At 40.5% G+C, this 20,494-nt stretch carries 17 protein-coding genes; 9 read left to right on the top strand and 8 right to left on the bottom strand.

What is annotated here, in order from left to right; translation table 11 throughout:
• A partial coding sequence (locus RMZ42_RS34080; RefSeq protein ID WP_322675587.1) for a hypothetical protein occupies positions 1-195 on the top strand: 195 nt, incomplete at its 5' end.
• 75 nt (positions 196-270) lie between these two features.
• Here RMZ42_RS34080 and RMZ42_RS34075 read toward each other — a convergent pair.
• Positions 271-1,233, bottom strand: a complete 963-nt coding sequence (locus tag RMZ42_RS34075; RefSeq protein ID WP_322675586.1) for a hypothetical protein — start codon at positions 1,231-1,233, stop codon at positions 271-273.
• A gap of 157 nt (positions 1,234-1,390) precedes the next feature.
• Here RMZ42_RS34075 and RMZ42_RS34070 point away from each other — a divergent pair, with 157 nt between their 5' ends.
• The 4 genes from RMZ42_RS34070 (at position 1,391) to RMZ42_RS34055 (ending at position 5,997) form a co-directional block, all read left to right on the top strand.
• Positions 1,391-2,839: a sensor histidine kinase gene (locus tag RMZ42_RS34070; RefSeq protein ID WP_322675585.1), complete on the top strand. Its 1,449-nt coding sequence runs from the start codon at positions 1,391-1,393 to the stop codon at positions 2,837-2,839.
• On the top strand, positions 2,832-4,157 hold the full coding sequence (locus RMZ42_RS34065; protein WP_322675584.1) for a sigma-54 dependent transcriptional regulator: 1,326 nt from the start codon (positions 2,832-2,834) through the stop codon (positions 4,155-4,157). The genes RMZ42_RS34070 and RMZ42_RS34065 overlap by 8 nt, the downstream gene beginning before the upstream one ends.
• Positions 4,158-4,328: 171 nt before the next feature.
• A complete protein-coding gene (locus tag RMZ42_RS34060) occupies positions 4,329-5,723 on the top strand; it encodes an RNA polymerase subunit sigma-54 (protein ID WP_322675583.1) in 1,395 nt (464 codons plus the stop codon).
• Between the two features lie 4 nt (positions 5,724-5,727).
• The gene (locus RMZ42_RS34055) at positions 5,728-5,997 is read left to right on the top strand and encodes a hypothetical protein (RefSeq protein ID WP_322675582.1); all 270 of its coding nucleotides are present in this window, start codon (positions 5,728-5,730) and stop codon (positions 5,995-5,997) included.
• 34 nt (positions 5,998-6,031) lie between these two features.
• Here RMZ42_RS34055 and RMZ42_RS34050 read toward each other — a convergent pair whose 3' ends face one another.
• From RMZ42_RS34050 to RMZ42_RS34035, 4 genes are all read right to left on the bottom strand, one after another.
• Entirely contained in the window at positions 6,032-7,216 is a 1,185-nt protein-coding gene (locus RMZ42_RS34050) for an anion transporter (RefSeq protein ID WP_322675581.1), read from the bottom strand.
• A gap of 252 nt (positions 7,217-7,468) precedes the next feature.
• Positions 7,469-8,725: an MFS transporter gene (locus tag RMZ42_RS34045; RefSeq protein ID WP_322675580.1), complete on the bottom strand. Its 1,257-nt coding sequence runs from the start codon at positions 8,723-8,725 to the stop codon at positions 7,469-7,471.
• A gap of 492 nt (positions 8,726-9,217) precedes the next feature.
• Positions 9,218-9,673 (bottom strand): pentapeptide repeat-containing protein, encoded by a 456-nt coding sequence (locus RMZ42_RS34040; RefSeq protein ID WP_322675579.1) that lies wholly within the window; start codon positions 9,671-9,673, stop codon positions 9,218-9,220.
• 310 nt (positions 9,674-9,983) lie between these two features.
• Complete coding sequence (locus RMZ42_RS34035) at positions 9,984-10,847, bottom strand: alpha/beta hydrolase (RefSeq protein ID WP_322675578.1); 864 nt, start codon at positions 10,845-10,847, stop codon at positions 9,984-9,986.
• A 205-nt stretch (positions 10,848-11,052) separates the two neighbouring features.
• Between RMZ42_RS34035 and RMZ42_RS34030 the strand changes: the two genes are divergently transcribed.
• From RMZ42_RS34030 to RMZ42_RS34020, 3 genes are all read left to right on the top strand, one after another.
• Entirely contained in the window at positions 11,053-11,871 is an 819-nt protein-coding gene (locus RMZ42_RS34030; protein ID WP_322675577.1) for a DUF1206 domain-containing protein, read from the top strand.
• 206 nt (positions 11,872-12,077) lie between these two features.
• Entirely contained in the window at positions 12,078-13,232 is a 1,155-nt protein-coding gene (locus RMZ42_RS34025; protein WP_322675588.1) for a glycoside hydrolase family 10 protein, read from the top strand.
• Between the two features lie 12 nt (positions 13,233-13,244).
• The gene (locus RMZ42_RS34020) at positions 13,245-13,661 is read left to right on the top strand and encodes a DUF2358 domain-containing protein (RefSeq protein ID WP_322675576.1); all 417 of its coding nucleotides are present in this window, start codon (positions 13,245-13,247) and stop codon (positions 13,659-13,661) included.
• Between the two features lie 21 nt (positions 13,662-13,682).
• Here the strand turns inward: RMZ42_RS34020 and RMZ42_RS34015 are convergent, their stop codons facing one another.
• Positions 13,683-13,955 (bottom strand): hypothetical protein, encoded by a 273-nt coding sequence (locus RMZ42_RS34015; protein ID WP_322675575.1) that lies wholly within the window; start codon positions 13,953-13,955, stop codon positions 13,683-13,685.
• 484 nt (positions 13,956-14,439) lie between these two features.
• Here RMZ42_RS34015 and RMZ42_RS34010 point away from each other — a divergent pair, with 484 nt between their 5' ends.
• Positions 14,440-14,901 (top strand): hypothetical protein, encoded by a 462-nt coding sequence (locus RMZ42_RS34010; RefSeq protein WP_322675574.1) that lies wholly within the window; start codon positions 14,440-14,442, stop codon positions 14,899-14,901.
• A gap of 123 nt (positions 14,902-15,024) precedes the next feature.
• Here RMZ42_RS34010 and RMZ42_RS34005 read toward each other — a convergent pair whose 3' ends face one another.
• A complete protein-coding gene (locus RMZ42_RS34005) occupies positions 15,025-15,834 on the bottom strand; it encodes a prohibitin family protein (protein WP_322675573.1) in 810 nt (269 codons plus the stop codon).
• A gap of 93 nt (positions 15,835-15,927) precedes the next feature.
• Complete coding sequence (locus RMZ42_RS34000) at positions 15,928-20,118, bottom strand: filamentous hemagglutinin N-terminal domain-containing protein (RefSeq protein WP_322675572.1); 4,191 nt, start codon at positions 20,116-20,118, stop codon at positions 15,928-15,930.
• Positions 20,119-20,494: the final 376 nt, after the last annotated feature.

The following is a 20,494-nucleotide window of genomic DNA, read 5'->3' as shown; positions in this document are numbered from 1 at the left end:
ATAATTTCAGTTATTTACTACTTGCTTATGTCGGAAAGTGACAGAAGAGGGATAATATCGTGTCTGGTAAAAGACTTATCATTAAGACTGCAAGGGGGCAGGGAGCAGGGAGCAGAGGAGGTTCAGGTGCAGAGGAGAGGGGCTTTTGGGCTTTCTGCATATATTCGGGAAGCAAAACTAATTAGGCGGACATGATATAAAACTACTACTTTGTCAAGCTAAATGCCCCGACAGCAGATTCATCTGTTGCAAAGATTTTCGTTAATGGTATTACGGATCGATGATGGCTTTTGGTTGCAAAGATACAGATTGCCCATTAACTGACAATGCTGTAGCTTCTAAAATCTGACCGTAACGATTGCGAGTGCCGAATCCTTTGGCTTGAATTGTGTTTTTGATGTTTGCCATACTGGTTAGCTGTTCGCCTACATGGGGCGGGAACTTGACAATAGTGCCATTAGATATAATAACGCCGTTAATTTCTCCTCGATGTCCCACCAACCAATTCTGAGCAGTTCCCTGTGCAGATAAGGTACTGTAGTTGCTCAAGCTGGGTGGTTGGGGGGCGATTGTGGAAGGTTGTTCGACTAAAGTCTGTCCAGTTTGAGAATTGGTAATGCTTTTGGCTCTTACTTCCTGTCCAAAGCGAGTGGAAAAGCCAGGATCGCCAAAAATGCTCACTTTCGTGTTTGGGGTAATTATCCGCACCAAACTGTCCGCCATCTGGGGAGGAAACTTTACCTGTAGCCCGTTATTAAGTAATAGCCCATCCACCTTACCTTCAGGGTTGAGAAGATACTGTTTTACCTCTCCATTGAAAGTGCTTCCGGCTGTGGAGGGTAATTCTGGTGGGGGTGCTGGGGGAATATCTAGAGGATTAGCATTGGCTAAATTGGCACTTGGGAGATTAGCTTCTAGCGATCGCCCGCTTGGTGTAGCATTACTAGCAACAGTATTGTACGTCCAAAAACCGAAAAGTGCGATCGCGGCTCCAATGCCGCCACTAGTTAAAATTAACTTTAACTTGCGTTGGCGATCGCGCTCTCGGATTTGCTTGGCTTGAATCTGCTGTATTGCTTGTTGAATCATCTCTGGAGGAATTTGTACTTCTGCTCCAGCCTGCATAATTTCTTCTAAAGAATAATCCTGATTTTCTTGGGCATACAACTGAGCCGCTTGAGCGAAAACATCGGCAGCAATTTCTTTTGGAATGCGAACTTTAGAGTTATTCATCTGCTTTAATTCAATTTAATTGCTAACTAGAACTTTTATAAGTGCAAAACTCGTGCCATAGATACAAGACACTCGTTAGCTAGTAAGGCAGGATGAAAAATGAGCAACTGAAATTTGGCATAGTTTTTGTACTTCTAGAAGTTCTAACCCTTATTCCATGCAACCTATTGTGTTATCTCAACGTTGGACACTCCGGCGACAGCTAACAATCCTCAGTATCCTTTTTTTAGGTTTAAGTGGAGCTGCTTTATGGTTAGTGGTACAACTATTTGAAAGTTTAGAAGGTGCTGTTGTTGCCAGAAATCAGAGAGAATTAGCTTTTGCCAACACCAGATTAATTAAGCTGTTTTGGGAATCAAATATTGGGCAAACACCAAAGCCAGGTAAGCCGTTGGCGGAACTTTCAAACGATGCCCTAACTGTTTTCCCAAGGGTAGAAGGCGGATTTTATCTGCTGCAACAAGACCAGCTTTTAGGCTATGCCTATCCTACCCACGGGGGCCCTGTCCCCAAAAAAGATATTCCTCCTGCTGAACGAGACACAATTTTGCAATTGACTCGGAGAGCCACAAGCCAAGGTTTACCCCAGGAATTAGTACTGCACCCCGGTCTTGATATCTTGGTACTGCGTGCTGACCCTCTACCTCTGTGGGGTGCAGTGTGGACGATGAAACGTATGCCTCATCTAGAAGATAGGAATCAAAACGTTTTAAGTGTTTTCGTAGTTTTAGGAATTTTAGTTGTAGGAGTTTGGACTTTTTATATTGCCTTACAACTTCAGTGGGGAGTGCAGCGACTCCAGCAAAGTATTAAGGCAATGGAAGAGGATAAAGCTTCGCTAATTCCGCCGCTACCCGCAGAAATGGGACTGTTGGGAACTGCAATTAATAGTATGCAATACCATCGCCAAGAGTTAGAGCAGCGCTTGCACCGAGTTGAGCGCTTGGCTTCTCTGGGACAACTGGTAGCGGGGGTAGCTCATGAAGTCCGCAATCCCTTAGCTAGTATGCGTCTAAATTTGCAATATACAGAACGGCAATTAAAAAAGCAGGGAATTACGACTTTACCGATCGCTAGTTTACTAGAACAAGTAGATCGTTTAGAAATGCTGGTGCAACGGCTATTGTATTTTGACCAAAATCAGCAAGAAGAAATGGTAACAACTTCCCTAGAAGCGATCGCTTTTGAATCAGTTTCTCTATTACGTCTCAAAGCTGAAGAACAGGGAGTAACACTTTTTTATCGCTCTGCTGCTGAACCTTTGCCCCAAGTACCACTACGCCGCCGAGAGTTAGGACAGGTAATGGTTAACTTAATCTTAAATGCCATCCAAGCAAGTCCACCAGCAAGCGAAGTTGAGGTTGGTGTCAGCCAAGAGCAAGATTACTTAGTGACTTGGGTAAAAGATAATGGCGCAGGTTTACCACCCGAAGAACGCGATCGCATTTTCGATCCTTTTTATTCCACAAAGCCTCAAGGAACAGGTTTAGGTTTAGCAATTAGCCACGAGATTGTCACCCGACATGGAGGGCATATTGATTTGAAATCTCAACCGGGTTGCACCGTTTTTAGCGTTTACTTACCGAAGAATCACAACGATGGCTAAGATTTTGATTATTGATGATGAAAAAGCTTTGCGTCAAGCGATGGCGCAGATTTTAAAAGATGAAGGCCACGACGTAGTAGAGGCGGGAGACGGAGAGCAAGGACTGAAGATGATTCAACAAGATATCACATCTCGTCCTGACTTGGTATTTCTAGATTTAAAAATGCCCAAAACTCAGGGTAATGCTGTTTTAAAAGCTTTAGGTAGCAAAACGTTGTTTGAAGTGCCAGTAATTGTGATGACAGCTTATGGAACAAGTCGTACAGCCATTGAAGCTATGCAGTTGGGAGCTTATGATTATTTAACTAAACCCTTCGATTTAGAAGATTTAGTCAACTTGGCGCAAAAAGCTTTAGCTCATTCCCAAGCATCCGCCGAGCAAATTGGTGAAGCAAATATTCAAAATCTCGGACAACCAGAAGAATTGTTGGGGCGATCGCCTAAAATGGCAGAAGTTTTTAAACTCATTGGTAGACTTGCCCAAGGAAACACCACAGTTTTGATTGTCGGCGAATCAGGTACAGGCAAAGAATTGGTCGCTTCCACACTGCATAATGCTAGCCCTCGCAGTCGCGGCCCTTTGATAAAAGTTAACTGTGCAGCCCTCCCAGAACATTTATTAGAAGCAGAATTATTTGGTCACGAAAAAGGAGCCTTCACTGGAGCGAATCACTTACGAATTGGTCGCTTTGAACAAGCCAATGGCGGTACAATTTTTCTGGATGAAGTCGGAGAATTGAGCCAGATTATTCAAGGGAAATTATTGCGAGTATTACAAGATAAATCCTTCGAGCGCTTGGGTAGTAACCAAACCAAAACTGTAGATGTCCGCATTTTAGCTGCCACCAATCGGAATTTAGAACAATTGGTACGCCTGAATCAGTTTCGAGAAGACCTTTATTATCGCTTTAATGTAGTACGAATTGAACTGCCACCTTTGCGCGATCGCCCCGAAGATTTAGAACAACTTACTCAACATTTTTTAAGTTCTATTGCTCTCAGAAACGGAATTAAAAATTTAGCAATTACCTCAACCGCCCTAGAAAAACTCAGAGATTACGCTTGGCCCGGAAATGTGCGAGAACTACAAAATACTTTAGAGAGAGCAGCAGTTTTTTCTGGAGGAAGAACCATTCTTCCAGAGCATCTCATTTTTAATCGAGAATATCAGATGAATTTAAATTTAGAACAAGCGATCGCTCAATTAGAAATAAACTTTATCCGCCATGCTTTAGCACTTTATCCCCAAGAACCCCACAAAGCATTAGGAATTTCTGTCGAAAGCTTTGAGAAAAAAAAGAAACAATGGAATTTGTAGCAAAAACTTTCAACTTCTCGTTTAACTTCTCGTTCCTTGGCTCTGCCAAGCGCCTCCTTGGACTATAGGCAGAGCCTATAGATGAGCATTCCCATGCAGAGCATGGGAACGAGATCAAACTCTTAACTCTTAACTCCTAACTTCTAACTCCTAACTCTTAACTCCTAACTAATGAATTCCTTAAACTCAGCATCTACATTAGAAACACATCTAGAAACTCAAACTGTTATTTACCCAACTCTACAGTATTTAGTTCGCTTTTTGCCGTGGGATGGTAAACGAATATTCGACCATCTTCGAGAAGAATGTAAACACAATCCATTTATAATAGAAAATTCTGATTTCCATACCAACGAAGCACTTTTAGATGATATTCTACCTAATTGGTATAGTCCCATCGCCCAGGAATTAAGTTTAAGCGAGCATCTTCTTGGACAAATATCAGTTTTGTCAATCCCGTCAAGACAACGTAAAGCCTTAACCTATCTAACTCAGTGGTTATCAAACTCAGGTTACTTAGAAGAAACTCCAGAAGTTTGGGCAAATGGTAGTATCTGGAGTACAAAAGAACTAGAGGCTGTTATTCCTCTCCTCCAAAGTTTAGATCCACCTGGAATTGGTACGCGAACCCTGCAAGAATGTCTGTTAATACAACTCAAAAACCAGCCTGAAAGTCTAGCATTTTTACTAGTTAAAAATTATTTAAAAGACATAGCAAATTGTATTGGTAATAGTTACGATTCAAAGCAAAATTATCAATTATTATTGCAAAAACTGAACCAAAATATTAATGTTGACATCGAGCAAATTACCGATGCTATTCATAAAATTCAAGAATTAGAACCCCGTCCGGCCAGAAACTTCGGTGGTAGCGATGCTCCCATCGTTACCCCCGATTTAAAAGTTGAGCTAATAGCTGGAAGTTGGCAAATTTCTTTAGCTTATGAAGTCAAACAACGTTTTTGTCTGAATTCCGAAGCCATTAAGCTTTTGCAGGAATCACCAAAAGCAAGGCGAGATACCCAACAACTAGAAGCATTATTACAAAAAGCTAGAAATTTACTCACAGCTTTGCAACAATGGCAAGAAAATCTGCTCAAAGTTGGGAAATTTTTAGTTGAGCGACAGCAAGCTTTTTTGCAGAGTCGGGATAAATTAGACTTAGTATCTACCCCTCAGCAATTAGTAGCTCAATCGGTGGGACTTAGTAACTCTACAGTCAGTCGGATTGTGCGGGGACGGTATATATTAGTTTGCAATCAACACAGTCGGATAATTCCGTTGCATTCACTATGTGTTCCTGTCGGAGTAGGCGGACGTACTCCTCAACAAATCCAACAGATGCTATTACAGTTAATTGCAGAAGAATCACCCCCCAATCCTTATACTGATGAGCAATTAGCCCAGCTTTTGAAAATCCAATTTTCTCTGCCAATTACTCGCAGAACAGTCACAAAATACCGTAAAATTGCCGGAATAAAGTCATCACATCAGCGCAAGTTGACTGATAAAAAGATGGGAAGCAATAGCAAGAAGCAAGGAAGTCTCTTGAAATATCAAAGTTGAGCCTTTGAACCTGAACATTGCACCTTTGAACCTGAACATTGCACCTTTGAACCTGAACCTTGCGCCTTTGAACCTGAACCTTGCGGCTTTGAACCTGAACCTTGCGGCTTTGAACCTGAACCTTGCGCCTTTGAACCTGAACGTTGCGCCTTTGAACCTGAACCTTGCGCCTTTGAACCTGGAAGTTGCACCTTTGAGCCTGAACGCTGCACCTTTGAACCTGGAAGTTGCACCTTTGAACCTGAACGTTGCACCTTTGAGCCTGAAATTTTAAGTTTGATTGTTGACAAATGACCAATGACAAATAACTAAATCCAAAAATAAGCCAGGATAAGAGTCACGACAGTTAACGGTAGACCAAAACGTAGATGTTCCCAGAATGACAACTGATAACCAAGTTTTGCAACCGCCTCAGCAACAATTAAATTGGCAACTGAACCTAACAAAGTTAGATTACCAGCTAAAGTAGATCCTGCTGCTAATAGTAACCAAGTTTTCGTGTCTGGATGGGGAATTAAATGTTGTAGTAATAATACTGCTGGAACATTAGAAACTAAATTTGAAAGCAGAGCAGTAATTCCTAATATGCTCAAGGGATTATAAACTAAACCGCTAAATAAATTCAATATGCCTAATTTTTCTACTCCAGCAGTCACAATAAATAGCCCAGAGAACATCACCAGTAAATCCCAATCAACTTTATTTAAAACTCGTTGCGGTTTGATTCGCCTAGTAATAAACAGTAAACCAGCAGCTACAAGTGTTGCTTGGGCTGGAGGTATCCCAATTAAAAATGCAATTAATAATCCTCCGGTTATCAATAGGCTTTTAGTAAGCAACGGTTTAAATATGCGGTAACGCACGGGGGTTACACTCGGACAAGATTTAGTAGAACGGACATCAGGATAAAGCCACCACAATAACCCAATTTGGATTAACAAACTTACTAATGCAATGGGAGTCAATGCTTTCGCAAAATCAAGATAGCTGATCCCAGAGAAGGAACCAATCAAAATATTTTGTGGATTGCCACTTAAGGTAGCTACTGAGCCTAGATTAGTTGCTCCCGCCAAAGCAAGTAAGTAAGGAATCGGATTGAGGTTCAAAGTTTGAGTTAAACCGAGAACCAAAGGAGTCAAAATTAGAGCGATGGTATCATTCAGAAAAAAAGCGGAGAGAATCCCACTGCCGAAAGTTAAAACAATTAGCAAACCTAAAGGGCTGCGGGTGAAGTGTGTAACTGTATCAAGGGTTAATTGGAAAAAACCAGCGTAAGCTAAGTTTGTGCTGATTACCATCATGCCAAACAGGAAAATCAGCGTTTTATAGTCTATTGCTTGCCATGCTTCTTTGAGGTCTAATACCCCGAATGCCATCAGCAAAGATGCACCAACTAAAGCAATACTGGCTCGGTTCATCCGCAAACCAGGGAGATATCCTAAACCCAAACCGATATAAGTCAGTCCAATGATGATGTATCTGAAAACAATCATGATTTTGCTAGATGCTTTTGATTAAGTAGTCATTGGTCATTTGTCATTTGTCATTGGTCATTGGATTTTAGTGCATACCTCGCCTCTTGTGGGTGGAAAAACTTTGTCTTTTATGGGACTAATTCAAACCATGTTAAGGAGTGAACGGGTTTATTTTGGACTAATAACTAACGACTAATACTTCGACTACGCTCAGTACAAGTGACTAATGACTAATGACTAATGACTAATGATTAATAATTAATGACTGCCCTAAGCGGTTTGAGGTGATGCTTTTCTATTAACTCCTGTTTTTGTTTCAGGTACACAGAACCAAAAAACTGCTAAAGCCACAACTGCGATCGCTGCTAAAATCAAAAAACCAACATTGTAACCAGCACTTTTAACCACAAATCCAGCCAGCACGTTGCTCAAACCCGCACCAATGCCAATAGCAGTATTGAGCATTCCTTGGGTAACATTAAAGCGTCCCGTGCCTTTAGTCAAATCAGCTACCATTAACACCGAAAGCACACCAAAAATCCCGCCTGCAATACCATCCAGAATTTGCACAGAAACGAGAAAATAGGGATTGCCTGAAAATGTATACAGCACTCCTCGAATCGGTAAGACGGCAAAGCCCAGCAAAAATATGGGTTTTCGGGCTGTATGTGCAAAACGCCCAGCCAAGTTAGACACTGGAATCATCACTAACTGAGCGACAATGATACAAGCAGACATATAAACTGTGTCACTTGTGCCTTTACCCTGTGCTAATTCTTGACCAACTAGCGGTAACATGGCAGCATTGGCAAAGTGAAACAGAACTACTGCAATACTAAAGAATAAAATTTGGCAATCGCTCAATAATTGCAATATGCCTTCATGGCCCTGCTGATGTTTTTGATTATCTTCCTCCTCTCTCTCTTCACCATCTCCACGCGCTAGTTCGTGGTCAATCTCTCTTTCGCGAATCATCCTCACTGAAATAATACTGCCCACAGCCATAGCTGCAACCAAGAAAAATATTGCCTTGCGGGCAATAAAGTAACCCACTAAACCAGCGAGAGTAGCAGCTAGCAGATTTCCTGTATGGTTAAATGTTTCATTACGACCTACTCGCCTATCTAATCTCTCATGTCCTACAAGTCCCAGAGTAATAGCAGTAATCGCAGGTGGGAAAATTGCTGCTGCAATCCCAATCATAATCTGAGAGCCAATGACAACAGGCAAATTGGGGAACAAGCCCATAGCAATACAGCCGATAGAAACAAACACAGCCGCCAGTACAATCAACATTCGTTTTTGACGTAGCCTGTCAACCAATGCACCAGCTGGTGTTTGGGCAATAACTGTGGCAATTGCCGAAGCTGACATCGCCATGCCAATTTGAGCCGGGTTCCAATTTGCTGAAGCTTTCAGGTAAATACTCAGATATGGCCCAACACCATCGCGCACATCTGCGAGAAACACATTCAAGTAATCAAGCGATCGCAAACTCTTCTTACTCGGTCTTCGCTGTTGTTGCATAAGTCTTTAGTGATATTTTGTCAGCTATGGAGCGGTCACAATCCTTCTGTGCAAAAATCGTGCCAAATCAATAGTGTCCGGCTGCATCTAGCGAAAAAACCTTCTTTGTGCCAGATACAACTTACACAAGTAATAGCCGAAACCCTGATTTTCAATTAACGTGAGTTCGACAGACCTCTCCCTCCCCTAAAAGGCGAACGCGTTGCGTCTCCGTAAGGAGAGGGAGGAGTAAAGTCCTTTCTTTAATGGGAAATAGTGAAGATTTTTAGATTTTAATTGCACTTTTTTGTGTGGATATCAGTGCGATCGCAAAAAGAAATCCCCTCTGCTTTTGCCATAGTAAAGTAATTACAACGCAAAGGGAATTTCATTTTTATTAATATTTCTGTAGAGGCAGGTTTTAAGGATAATTCTGGCAAAAAAGTCGTTTATTTGATTTAAAACCCACCAAAACCTATGTTGTATTGATTTTTAGCTGTGTAGTCAGTTGGGCTATTTCCAATCGGGAATTTCAGCGTCTTCACCACCAATCCCGATTCCAGTGTTAAATATTTCCGCATCAGTAAGATTTAGATTGTTCATTGATGCTTGATACACATTAGAATCGTGAATAGTAGCGCCAGTAAAATTTACTCCGTTGAGATTGACTTGCTTTAAATTCACATTGGTTACATAAGCAGATGTTAGGTTAGCACCTGCCAAGTTTGCACCAGTTAAGTCAGCACCTTCGAGGTTAGCTCCTACAAGGTTAGCTCCTTGGAGCTTCGAGCCTCTCAAGTCAGCACCAATTAAATGAGCGCCACTGAGGTTAGCTCCTGATAGTTCGCACTCAACACATTCCCCAGTTGAAAGCAGCTTTTGTAAATCCTGTGGATTCTCGGCTCTAACCGAGCTAGCGAAAAATAGGGGTGTTGCTAAGGCCATGGCCGCTAATAGCTGGAGTTTCATAATTTCCCCCTTAATAATCAAGTTTGCGTCCGTTCTGTCCCTCACAACTCTATTATCTCACTAAACTTCGTGAGGTCAATCTCTCTTGTGACAATCTATCTCCTGACAAGGTAGTTGCGATCTGAAACTCAGATAAAAGTGATGTCAAAAATGCCATTAATTCTGACTTTTTGGCAATTTTTACCGAATAATTCCTCAAAAACGTCCCCTCTTAAATTACTATTAAATCTTTAAAAATTAAAAGCTGGCGCTATCCGCTATAACTAATTTTATGAGTATTTATACTTTATTTATCAATTGATAGTTTAGCTTAAGTCCTCAGAAATTCTCGCATATACTGATTAACTAATTCCGGCTGTTCTTGCTGCACCCAATGGCCACAATTAGGAATGTACTTGATTTGAAAATCCCTGACATAAGCTGCGGTGTCGTAGGTTAGTTCCTTGCCAAGTGCAGGGTCATTTTCTCCCCAAATCATCAGTGTTGGCACTTCCAGAACGCCCCAATTTGGATTTAGCATTCTTTGTTGAAAAATATTGCGGTAGTAGTTCAACATTGCTGTGAGGGCACCGCGTTTTGCAGCAGCATTTTTATAAGCGTCAATATCCGCTTTACTGAAAGCACTCTTGTTAACTGCCAAATTTTTAAAAGTTGTTTCAATAGCTTGATAGTCTGAAGACTGTAAAAGTAATTCTGGTATCCACGGTAGTTGAAAGAAAAATACGTAGTTGCTACGTAGCAACTGTTGAGGAGTGCGTAACCCTTGGGCAAATTTAGCAGGATGAGGCAGGTTAAGAATAATTAATTGTTCTAACATTTCGGGGTGAGTGTATGCGAAATTCCAAGCGATCGCACCACCCCAATCATGTCCAACTAATACACATTTTTGATATCCTAATCCTTTAATTACTCCCTCAACATCTTTGATAAAATCATCCATGACATAAGCTGATTGCTCATTTGGTTTATCACTATCGTTGTAGCCACGCAAGTCAAGGGCAACGACTTTAAAATTTTGGGCAAATTCTGGTATTTGATGCCGCCAAGAATACCAAAACTCAGGAAACCCATGCAACATCAACATTAAAGGGCCTTCACCTTGGGTAACGTAGTGTAGTTTTACCCGATTGGTAATTATATATTCGTGTTTCCAAGAACTTTCTATTAGAGACATAATTAATCCAAATTCAGCATTAAAAAATACTAAATACTAATACTGTACTTAGCAAGTTTAATATTATTTTGATCGGTCTCACATCTATTGAAAGACAGTATTCCGATAGTGATTTTTTGCACAAATATTAGACAATTTGTCTTGAGGTAGATGTGAATCGTGGGCAAATTTTGGTAAAAGGTAGATATAATTCTTCCCAACTACCATGACACAACAGTTGACAAACCATCCTTCATTGTGGGTTGAGCGACTGGGACGATTTGGCTATATTTCTAAGGGAGTAGTTTACGGTATAGTTGGACTACTGGCAGCACAGACAGCTTTTGGCAGGGGTGGTAAAACAACTGATACGCAAGGCGCTCTCCAAACAATCGTCAACCAGCCATTTGGTCAATTTTTGCTGACTCTAGTTGCAATTGGCTTGATTGGATACGTAATCTGGCGTTTTGTACAGGCAATTAAAGACCCAGAAAATAAAGGTAATGATGCCAAAGGTTTAGCAATACGAATTGGTTACGCAGTTAATGGCTTGATTTATGCAAGTTTAGCCTTAAGTGCTGTGCAAATCGTTATGGGTACAGGCAGTGGTAAAAATAGTAGTGATTCTACTGAAGATTCGACAGCACGTTTGCTTTCTCAACCCTTTGGCCAATGGTTAGTTGGAACTGTGGGGGTGTTTGTAATTGCTCTAGGTTTCTATCAGTTTTATCAAGCTTTTAGTGGCAAATTTCGTAAAGAACTCAATTTAACTGAATTAAGCAACACACAAGCTCAATGGGTAATGAGAATTTCCAGATTTGGTTTAGCGGCACGGGGTATCGTATTTTGCATTATCGGTTGGTTTTTAATTGAAGCTGCAAGGCAATCGAACGCCGCTACCGCAGAAGGTTTGGATGAAGTATTACAGACGCTAGCACAACAGCCTAACGGAGCATGGCTTTTGGGTATTGTGGCACTAGGTTTAGTTGCCTATGGGATTTACACAATAATACAAGCGCGGTATCGTCGACTAGTCAGTGTTTAGATGGTGCAGTGTCGAGAATTTCAATCAAACAGAATTCAGGAATTAGGAGTCAGAATTCAGAATTAATTCTGTACGATTGGCGGACGAATAATCGGGTTTAAAACCCCTACAAAACAAGAAAATTTAACCCACTAATTGCTTCTGACTCCTGTTAGCGGTAGCGGGGCGTTTAGCCCATTGTGACTCCTGAATTCTTCTTCAAAGAAATGGCAATAATAGAAACTCGTGGTATTTGGTTGACTACTACTGATAGTCAAGTTCTTAGATCGAAAGAACGCATTGCTGAGGCGATGGATTTCCTGGCCGAAACGGGATTTAATGTGGTGTTTCCCGTTGTTTGGAACAAAGCAGTAACTCTGTATCCCAGTCAAACAATGCAGCAGACATTTGGAGTTGAAATTGACCCGATGTCTGTAGACCGCGACCCTTTAGAAGAGGTGATAATTGAGGCGCGGCGAGTCGGATTGAAAGTCATTCCTTGGTTTGAATACGGTTTTGCCAGTTCCTACAATTTGAATGGTGGTGTACTTTTACAAAAAAAACCGGAATGGGCTGCGCGCGATTATAAGGGTAACTTACTGAAGAAAAACGGCTTTGAGTGGTTGAATGCACTCGACCGACAGGTGCAGGAATTTTTCTTAAAGTTAGTGCTGGAAGTTGCGAATAATTATGATGTGGATGGTATTCAAGGAGACGATCGCTTCCCTGCATTACCCTCTGAAGGTGGCTACGATCGGGTAACTGTCAACCGTTATCGCCAGGAATTCGATCGCAATCCACCACAGAACCACAAGGATAAGCAATGGTTACAGTGGCGTGCAGATATTCTCAGTGAGTTTTTGGCGCATCTCTACTGGAAGGTGAAAGCGGTGAATCCTAATTTATTAGTTGCGATCGCACCTAATATCTATGATTGGGCATTCCAGGAATATCTGCAAGATTCACCTGCATGGCTGAAGCGGGGAATCGTTGATATGATTCAGCCGCAGATTTATCGCCGTGACTTTAGGAGTTATCAGGCGATCGTTGATAAACTAGTAAACCAGCAGTTTACAGATACAACACTGCCCAAGTTAGCACCAGGAATATTGATGAAGCTTGGCTCTTACTGTATTAGTCCAGAATATCTGGTGCAGGCAATTGAATACAATCGTCAACTTGGCATTCAAGGAGAGGTATTCTTTTTTTACGAAGGTTTGCGCGAGAATAACAATGCCCTTGCTAAAGTTTTGCGAAATGGGCCTTATGCTAAGTTTGCATCATTTCCCACTTTGTCAGATTTGAGTGCAGGTGGTGTGAGTCACAAGACGACATCTTCTATTTGGTCAGGAATGGAAAATTTGTTAAAAAAGATTTTTTAAGGAAAAAGGCGCGTGGAATATAAATTGTCAGTGGAAAAGGTAATTAATACTTTAAAAGAAGATTTACCGACACTTTTTGAAAAAGATATTTCTTATGATATTTATACACAGGATATCTATTTTAAAGACCCCGTGAATACATTCAAATACAAATTTAACTATCGCATTATATTTTGGACTTTACGATTTCACGCTCGGCTCTTTTTTACCCGAATTTTCTTTGATGTACATGAGATTTATCAGTCAGATGAAGATACGATTTTAGCAAAATGGACAGTGAGGGGGGTGTTGCGCGTTCCCTGGAAAGCAGGATTACTTTTCAATGGCTATTCGACATATAAACTCAATCAAGATAATTTTATATACAAGCATATCGACACCTGGGATAGAAAGCCAGGGGAGATTCTACGACAGTTTTGGCAAAGGTAAAGCAATAGCTAATTTGATTTTTTACGAGCCTTGTAAAATCTCATTAATTTGACTGATTCTCTGTTTTATTTGTTCTGTCAGAGAATTTCTTAATAAGTCCAGGTTTTCTGCTGAAAAGTTTAGTATTCCTAAAGCATATAATAGGCTAGAAACACCAATAAATAAAGCCAAAATTCTCCCAAAACAACCAGGATTGATTTCAATAAAAGCTAATTTAGATTGTCCAATTACAGCAATCGTTATAAAAACAATTCCTGCTATTAGAAAGGTGCTATTTGGAGTTAAATCTGTCATTTTTCGATTAAGATGCTTTAGCACTTTTATTGTAGCTATTATTAGTTAAAATTTCTGCTTCTGCTAAATGCAAAAACATAAAAATTTTACAACTCAACATCCACCCCAAACTAATAAGGCTCTGGCTATTACAGTATCGGTCTTAGAATTCATAGTATGCTATGATTTAGAAAGGGATATTTAGACTTTAAGACTTGTTGAGCGACAAATAGCCTTAATTGTCTAAATTGTGTATAAATTGTTTCTGTTTTGCTCAGATACCGAAACAAAAACCCATATTTTGTAAGCAGCGACCTAACTGATATGTCTCTAGATATAAATCAGATGTTTTTAAGTGGCAGCTGATTTAAACCTCAATTTTGCTGAAACTATTCTGTGGTAAAACCTTCAGCATCAAAAAGCCAAAATGTTATCACTCGTGTACTAGACGTTAATTTAGTTTATATATTAAACTGCACTAAGACGATAGGAATAGTGGGTTTTTATGGAAAGCGTCCAAAACGTTAGTCAAGAGTTGAATGTAACAAGAGACACAGCACTAGAGCAATTACAACAGTCTACTCCAGTAAAATTCAAAAAAGACATTTTCAAAAAACTCAGAGGTGGATTTTTTCTGGTACTAGGATATTTACTATCACCACTATGTTGGTGGAATGACCTACTATTCAATCTGCCAATAGCTTATGGTTTTGGGTATGTATGTAGTTTACTTTCCCCAAAATTGCTTCTACCTTGTTCAATTATCGGATATTGGCTCTCTAATATTGTGGGAATTCTCTTGATGCAATTCGGTTCTAAGGACATTTTTCAAAAAGAACCTCAAGAGCATAACCTCAAAAAAGAATTGTTCACAGGTCTAATTTCTTCAACAGTTTATACACTGTTGATTATGCTATTGATCCAGTTGAAGATTCTCGATTCTCCCATTTTATTCTTCAACAGTTAATTTAGTCGATCATCCTTTCTCCAAAGGAATCGATAGTATGGGCGCACCTCTATACGTCCATACTATTTCAAAAAATCAGGGTTTTGAGTCTGTTAATGGAGAGTAAATCAGCGAACAAGAAGATCAATTCTCATCAAATTTTAAAAATTCACTTAAATTCAATAATTTTGGAGCCTCCTTACTTACAATTAATGGCAACTTACCATTCCATTTTTCTAGTGCTTGCCTTTGCAGAATTTCTGGAGTTAAACCATCACGTAATAATCTGTGCGTCTCAGCCTCTCCTTTGGCTAAATTCACTTTTGCTTCAGCCTCTTTTGTTGCTTTCAATGCGATAAATTCTGCTCGTTTTGCTTCTTGTTCAGCAATCTGCTTCGCCTCCACCGCCTCATCAAATCGTTCTGAAAAATGGACATGAACTAGAGAAATATCATCAACTGCAACGTGATAGCTACCCAATCTTGTGGACAATGCATCATCTACTCCACTCTTGACTTCTCCTCGTTTAGTAATAATTTCTTCAGCAGTATACTTTGCTATTACCGCTTTTAGTACTTCTTCAACGGCTGGGCTAATAATCCGAATAACTACATTTTGTTCATCTCCAATTTCCTGAAAAATGACATTTGTTTCCTGGGGAATAATATGCCAATTGAGAGCTACATCGGCAAAAACATTTTGTAAATCTTTGGAAGAAGCCTCAGCAGAAAATTCCTGTTTTTGGACTCTAATACTCAACTTTTTCACAGTATTGACTACAGGAATAATTAAGTGAAGTCCTTCTCCTAATATCTGGTTTTGTACTTCGCCAAATTTCATCAATACACCACGTTCTCCTGCATTTATAATCACACAAGGCGTGAGTAAGAGAGTTATCAAACACAAAAGAGCGGTCAGTTTACCGGCACTGTTAAAACTTGTAATTTTTATCATCTGTGTGAACCATGTATGCATCTTGCATAGAGACACATATTTAGGAGTTATGGGCTTCTTCCCGTCATGATTTTAGCTCGACTTGATCCAAAATTAAGAACATTCTCGACTCAATAGCAACTGCCCATTATTCAGCCGATATAGACCTTGCGGTTCGATAATCGGATCGCCTTTCTTCCAGGGACGGTATGTAGTTTCGACACCTCTCACCTCACCAGTTATGTAGTTAGAAACCAAAACCCCAGGACGATTAGTAGTCAAGGCACCAGAACCTGTGATGGTAAAAGAGTTTTCTTGTCGCTTTGTGCCGCGTGAAATGCAACTATTGGCGATGAGTGCGTTAGCGTCGATGACTGGAGGTAATTCGGTGAAGCTATTTTGGATGGAACTGGTATCAGGCACGTTAATATTAATCGCACCTGAAACACCTAATTCGGAACTGGCAGTAATATCGCTTTTTTCAGTTGGCTTTGGACGCGCTTCGATACCGAAGATACCTTGCGAGTTAATTTCGACATTTCCACCACGCCCTTCAAAAGCATTGGCGCTAATGTCGCTGTTTTCTTTGGGAATGGCGATGATAAATTTTGAATTGATATTGATGTTACCGCCATTGCCACCAGCTTGTGCCGTACCTGCGTTGGTGGAGATTTGACCACCACGTCGCATGAGAAGTAAATCCCTAATTCCCAGCTTAATATTACCCCCATTGCCTGATGCTGATTCAGCGATGAATCTTCCCTGTTTATCTAAAGTAACTTTGGGCGAGTTAACTTCAATATCACCTGCAACACCAAAGCCTGAAGAACGAACAAAGAAACCACTATTAGCATCATCTTCGGGAAACCTTTTAAGAAGTTGAGCTTCTGTATTCTCAGGATTTATGTAGGTATCTGAAACAATTACTTGGTCTTTAGCATTGACTATAATCTTACCTGCATTACCACCTCCTGTAGTAGTTGTAATAAGTTGCCCCCCATTACTAGCCTCCACTATTCGTGCATTGACTGTAATATTTCCACCATCACCAAAATTATAAGTTCTTGCGTCTAATAAAGCACTATCAGATATTCGAAAAACATCAGTATTTACAGTGATATTGCCACTGTTACCTATAGTTACAGTATATGTAAATAATCCACTGGAATTGCCAGTGATTGGATTAAAACCAGAAATATTAACACCATCAGTTGCGTTAATTTGGATATTTCCAGCTTTAATAGAATTGGTACTAAATTTAAAAAAATCTATGGAAGGATTTCCAGGAGAAGTAATTTCTACACCAGCAAAAGCTCCACGGCTAGTGGCAACAAATTGAGCGCCATTCGTTAAGGAGAGAGAGTGAGATGTAACATTAATTTCTCCCCCCTTACCCAATCCCTCTTCTTCTACAGAACTAAATATAAAACCATTTGAAAAAGACGCAGAATCCTTGGCTTGTATGAAGATATTACCTGCATTTCCTTCTCCAAAGGTACTAGTCGAAATTCTGGCATCATCCGTTACAGATAACGAGCCAGAGGATATAGTAATGTTTCCTCCTTTACCAACTGTTCTTCTTCCTAAGTTGCTTCTAATTCCACTTGCCTTTCCTTCTCTGATTCCAGCGATCGCAACTGCACCCGTGACATCGATATTAACATTGCCTGCATTTCCCTGGTTGAATGGCTGTCCGACAGAATTGTCATCATTATTTTTAACAGAGGTTACTAGTTGAGCGCCATCACTAATGGAGAGTGAAGCGGCCTTAATGTTGATATTGGCACCATTACCCTCACTTTTTGACTCCACGTCACTGAGGATGCCAGTATTATTTCCTGAAATTGAAACAGAACCAGAAGCACTAATAAACACATTTCCTGCATCCCCTCGTCCAAAAGTACTAGAAGCTAATTGAGCGCCGTTGTTCAAGAAAAATGAGCCAGTAGTGATATTAATATCCCCTCCTGTACCCGCACCTGTTGCTTTGACAATGCTGAAAATGCCATCACTTCTGTCAATAGAGACTGTATCACTGGCATTAATTATCACATTACCTGCATTTCCCTTTCCAGCAGTACTTACTTCTAAGCCAGCACCATTAGTAATGAATACTGATCCAGTATTAATGAGGATTTTACCACCGTTACCTACCGCTCCTGCTAGTACTAAACTGCGAGCCGCGCTATTTAATCCATTACTGCCTATACCATCAAAAACAACTGTATCACGAGCATCGATGCTCACATTACCTGCATCTCCTCGTCCAAGGGTGCTAGTAGTTAAAAAAGCACCATTTGTAACAGACAGCAATCCTGTGGTGATGTTAACACCACCTCCTTTGCCTACCGCTCCTGCTCCTGATATGCTGAAAGCCGCACTGGCTGCTCCATCAAAATTTACTGTATCGCTAGCATTAATGGTTACATTACCAGCATCTCCCTGACCAAAACTGCTGGCACTCAATTGTGACCCGTTGTTCACAGAGAGCTTTCTAGTGTTGATGTTTATCGTACCTGCTTTCCCCACTCCTCTAGCATTTACAAGAGCAAAGGCTTGGCTTCCCACATCAAAGAAGGCTATATCACTGGCATTGATATTCACATTGCCTGCATCTCCTCGTCCACTAGTACTGGCTGATAATCCTGCATTATTAGTGACAAAAAGTGACTTAGTGGTGATATTGATGCCACCAGCTTTACCTACCACTCCCTCTCCTAATATGCTCAAAGCCGCACTGTCTGCTCCATCAAAATGTACTGTATCGCTAGCATTAATGGTTAGATTACCAGCATCTCCCCGTCCAAAACTGCTAGCACTCAGTTCTGAACCATTTTTCACAGACAGCGACCTGGCATTAATGTTGACATTGCCACTTTTTCCTACTCCTTCAGTTGTCGTTAGGCTATAAGCGTAGCTCTTTTGATCAAAAGAGACACTATCGCGTGCATTGATATTAATAATCCCTGCATTTCCTCGTCCACTAGTACTAGCAGACATGTATGTATTATTGCTCAAAGATACTAACCCAGCTTTAATGGAAATATTGCCAGCATTCCCGACTGCTTCATTTCCAATTCCGCTATAAGCATTAGCCCCATCAAATAAAACATTTTCACGAGCATCTATAATGATATTTCCCGCATTCCCTTGTCCTAAATTTGAGGCAGCAAGTAGAGCGCTATCCTCTAATGTGAGGGAACTAGAATTTATGGTAATATTACCTCCATTGCCTTTTGCTCCCAAATTCACAAAATTGTAAATTCCGCTCCCAACTCCAGCAACTTTGATTTCTCCGGTAGCATTAAGTGTAATATCACCTGCAACAGTCTCAGGTGTACCCAAACCTTGCCCAATGCCAGCAATCAGTACACTTTCTTCTAAAATATCTATATTACGAGCGTTGACTATGATGTCTCCACCATCACTAGCACTTACATTTATATTTGCAGCATTTTTGAGAGACACATCTGCCCGCGTGACATTCTCTGGAAACGTTAGACTGAAATTATTATCATCTAGCTGAAGATTGATATTTCCAGGAGCAGATAATCCTCCTAACTCAACTCGACCACCATAGGCTCGCAATCTGCCACCATCCATATTAATGTCGCTACCTACAAGCAGTAAACTCTTCCTATCTGGCACTCGTAAACCAGATGTATTCATGCCTGAAGGAGATATTCCTGCTGGTACAATTGAGTTATTTTGAATTGCTGCATTCTGATTAATCTGATTAAAAAATAAAATCGAAGGATTAATAGTCAATAATGGCGCGGCTTGGGGATTTGTGGCACTAAAAACACCCTGATTCCCAAATTGTACTCCGTTCGCCGTCGTCCCCACAAAGGAACCCTGCACATCTAGACTGGCATCTTTTCCAAACACAATCCCATTAGGATTTATCAAAAATACATTAGGATTAGAACTACCAAATGTGCCGAGTCTTCCCAAAATTTCTGAAGGATTATTACCTGTCACCCGTGCCAAAATATTTTGGATGTCTGCGCTAGGACTGAAGAAATAAGCTGCCCGTCCCTCGCTGATATTAAATTCTCCAAAGCTGTGAAACAGATTTATTTGGCGAATTGCACCACCTGTAATTACTTCAATTGGTTGTCCCTGAAAGTTGCCTATAACTTGAGATGACTCAGTACCAAGTGTACTATCAGGTACGATATTACTTTGTTGTGCCTGGGTTTTGTTAGTGAGGAGACTTACACTTAAGCAGCCCAGCAACCCTGCCAATCCCAATTGCAAACACTTGTGTAATCCGTATTTTCTCGTCATAAGACGCGCTTTCATATAGATTATTCCAGTATCTAATAAAGCTGTACCTTTGGACTATAAACAAGCGAATACTCGTTAAGTATGCAGTTTTCTGCAATAATGGGGCGATGTCTGATATGACAAAGACTGGACGGCGATAAAATAAATATGTCCTAAGCTTAGTGTTTTTATAGTTCGCCAAAATTACGATAAATTGTTAGTGCGATCGCTCTACAAATGGAGATTGCAAGTACTACAATAATCAATCTGAATATAGTTATTAATTGCTGTCACAGAACCATAAATAACAAAAAGCCCCAGGCTGTGGAGCTAGGGGCTTTTATTATAAAAATAGAACCTGGCATCGAGCTATTTTTGCGTAGGGCAACCCCTAAACTATCGTTGCCGCAGC

The sequence above is a fragment of the Nostoc sp. DedQUE05 genome, from assembly GCF_034530955.1.
Taxonomy (GTDB): Bacteria; Cyanobacteriota; Cyanobacteriia; order Cyanobacteriales; family Nostocaceae; genus Nostoc.
Note: the sequence above shows the minus strand (reverse complement) of the source record. Positions and strands in the feature narration are given on the sequence as shown.

Coding starts and splice junctions, on each gene's coding strand:
- RMZ42_RS34045 (WP_322675580.1), bottom strand. CDS start 8,725: ATGCAACAACAGCGAAGACCGAGTAAGAAGAGTTTGCGATCGCTTGAT.
- RMZ42_RS34070 (WP_322675585.1), top strand. CDS start 1,391: ATGCAACCTATTGTGTTATCTCAACGTTGGACACTCCGGCGACAGCTA.
- RMZ42_RS34035 (WP_322675578.1), bottom strand. CDS start 10,847: ATGTCTCTAATAGAAAGTTCTTGGAAACACGAATATATAATTACCAAT.
- RMZ42_RS34025 (WP_322675588.1), top strand. CDS start 12,078: ATGGCAATAATAGAAACTCGTGGTATTTGGTTGACTACTACTGATAGT.
- RMZ42_RS34005 (WP_322675573.1), bottom strand. CDS start 15,834: ATGATAAAAATTACAAGTTTTAACAGTGCCGGTAAACTGACCGCTCTT.
- RMZ42_RS34010 (WP_322675574.1), top strand. CDS start 14,440: ATGGAAAGCGTCCAAAACGTTAGTCAAGAGTTGAATGTAACAAGAGAC.
- RMZ42_RS34030 (WP_322675577.1), top strand. CDS start 11,053: ATGACACAACAGTTGACAAACCATCCTTCATTGTGGGTTGAGCGACTG.
- RMZ42_RS34000 (WP_322675572.1), bottom strand. CDS start 20,118: ATGAAAGCGCGTCTTATGACGAGAAAATACGGATTACACAAGTGTTTG.
- RMZ42_RS34040 (WP_322675579.1), bottom strand. CDS start 9,673: ATGAAACTCCAGCTATTAGCGGCCATGGCCTTAGCAACACCCCTATTT.
- RMZ42_RS34075 (WP_322675586.1), bottom strand. CDS start 1,233: ATGAATAACTCTAAAGTTCGCATTCCAAAAGAAATTGCTGCCGATGTT.
- RMZ42_RS34060 (WP_322675583.1), top strand. CDS start 4,329: ATGAATTCCTTAAACTCAGCATCTACATTAGAAACACATCTAGAAACT.
- RMZ42_RS34050 (WP_322675581.1), bottom strand. CDS start 7,216: ATGATTGTTTTCAGATACATCATCATTGGACTGACTTATATCGGTTTG.
- RMZ42_RS34015 (WP_322675575.1), bottom strand. CDS start 13,955: ATGACAGATTTAACTCCAAATAGCACCTTTCTAATAGCAGGAATTGTT.
- RMZ42_RS34065 (WP_322675584.1), top strand. CDS start 2,832: ATGGCTAAGATTTTGATTATTGATGATGAAAAAGCTTTGCGTCAAGCG.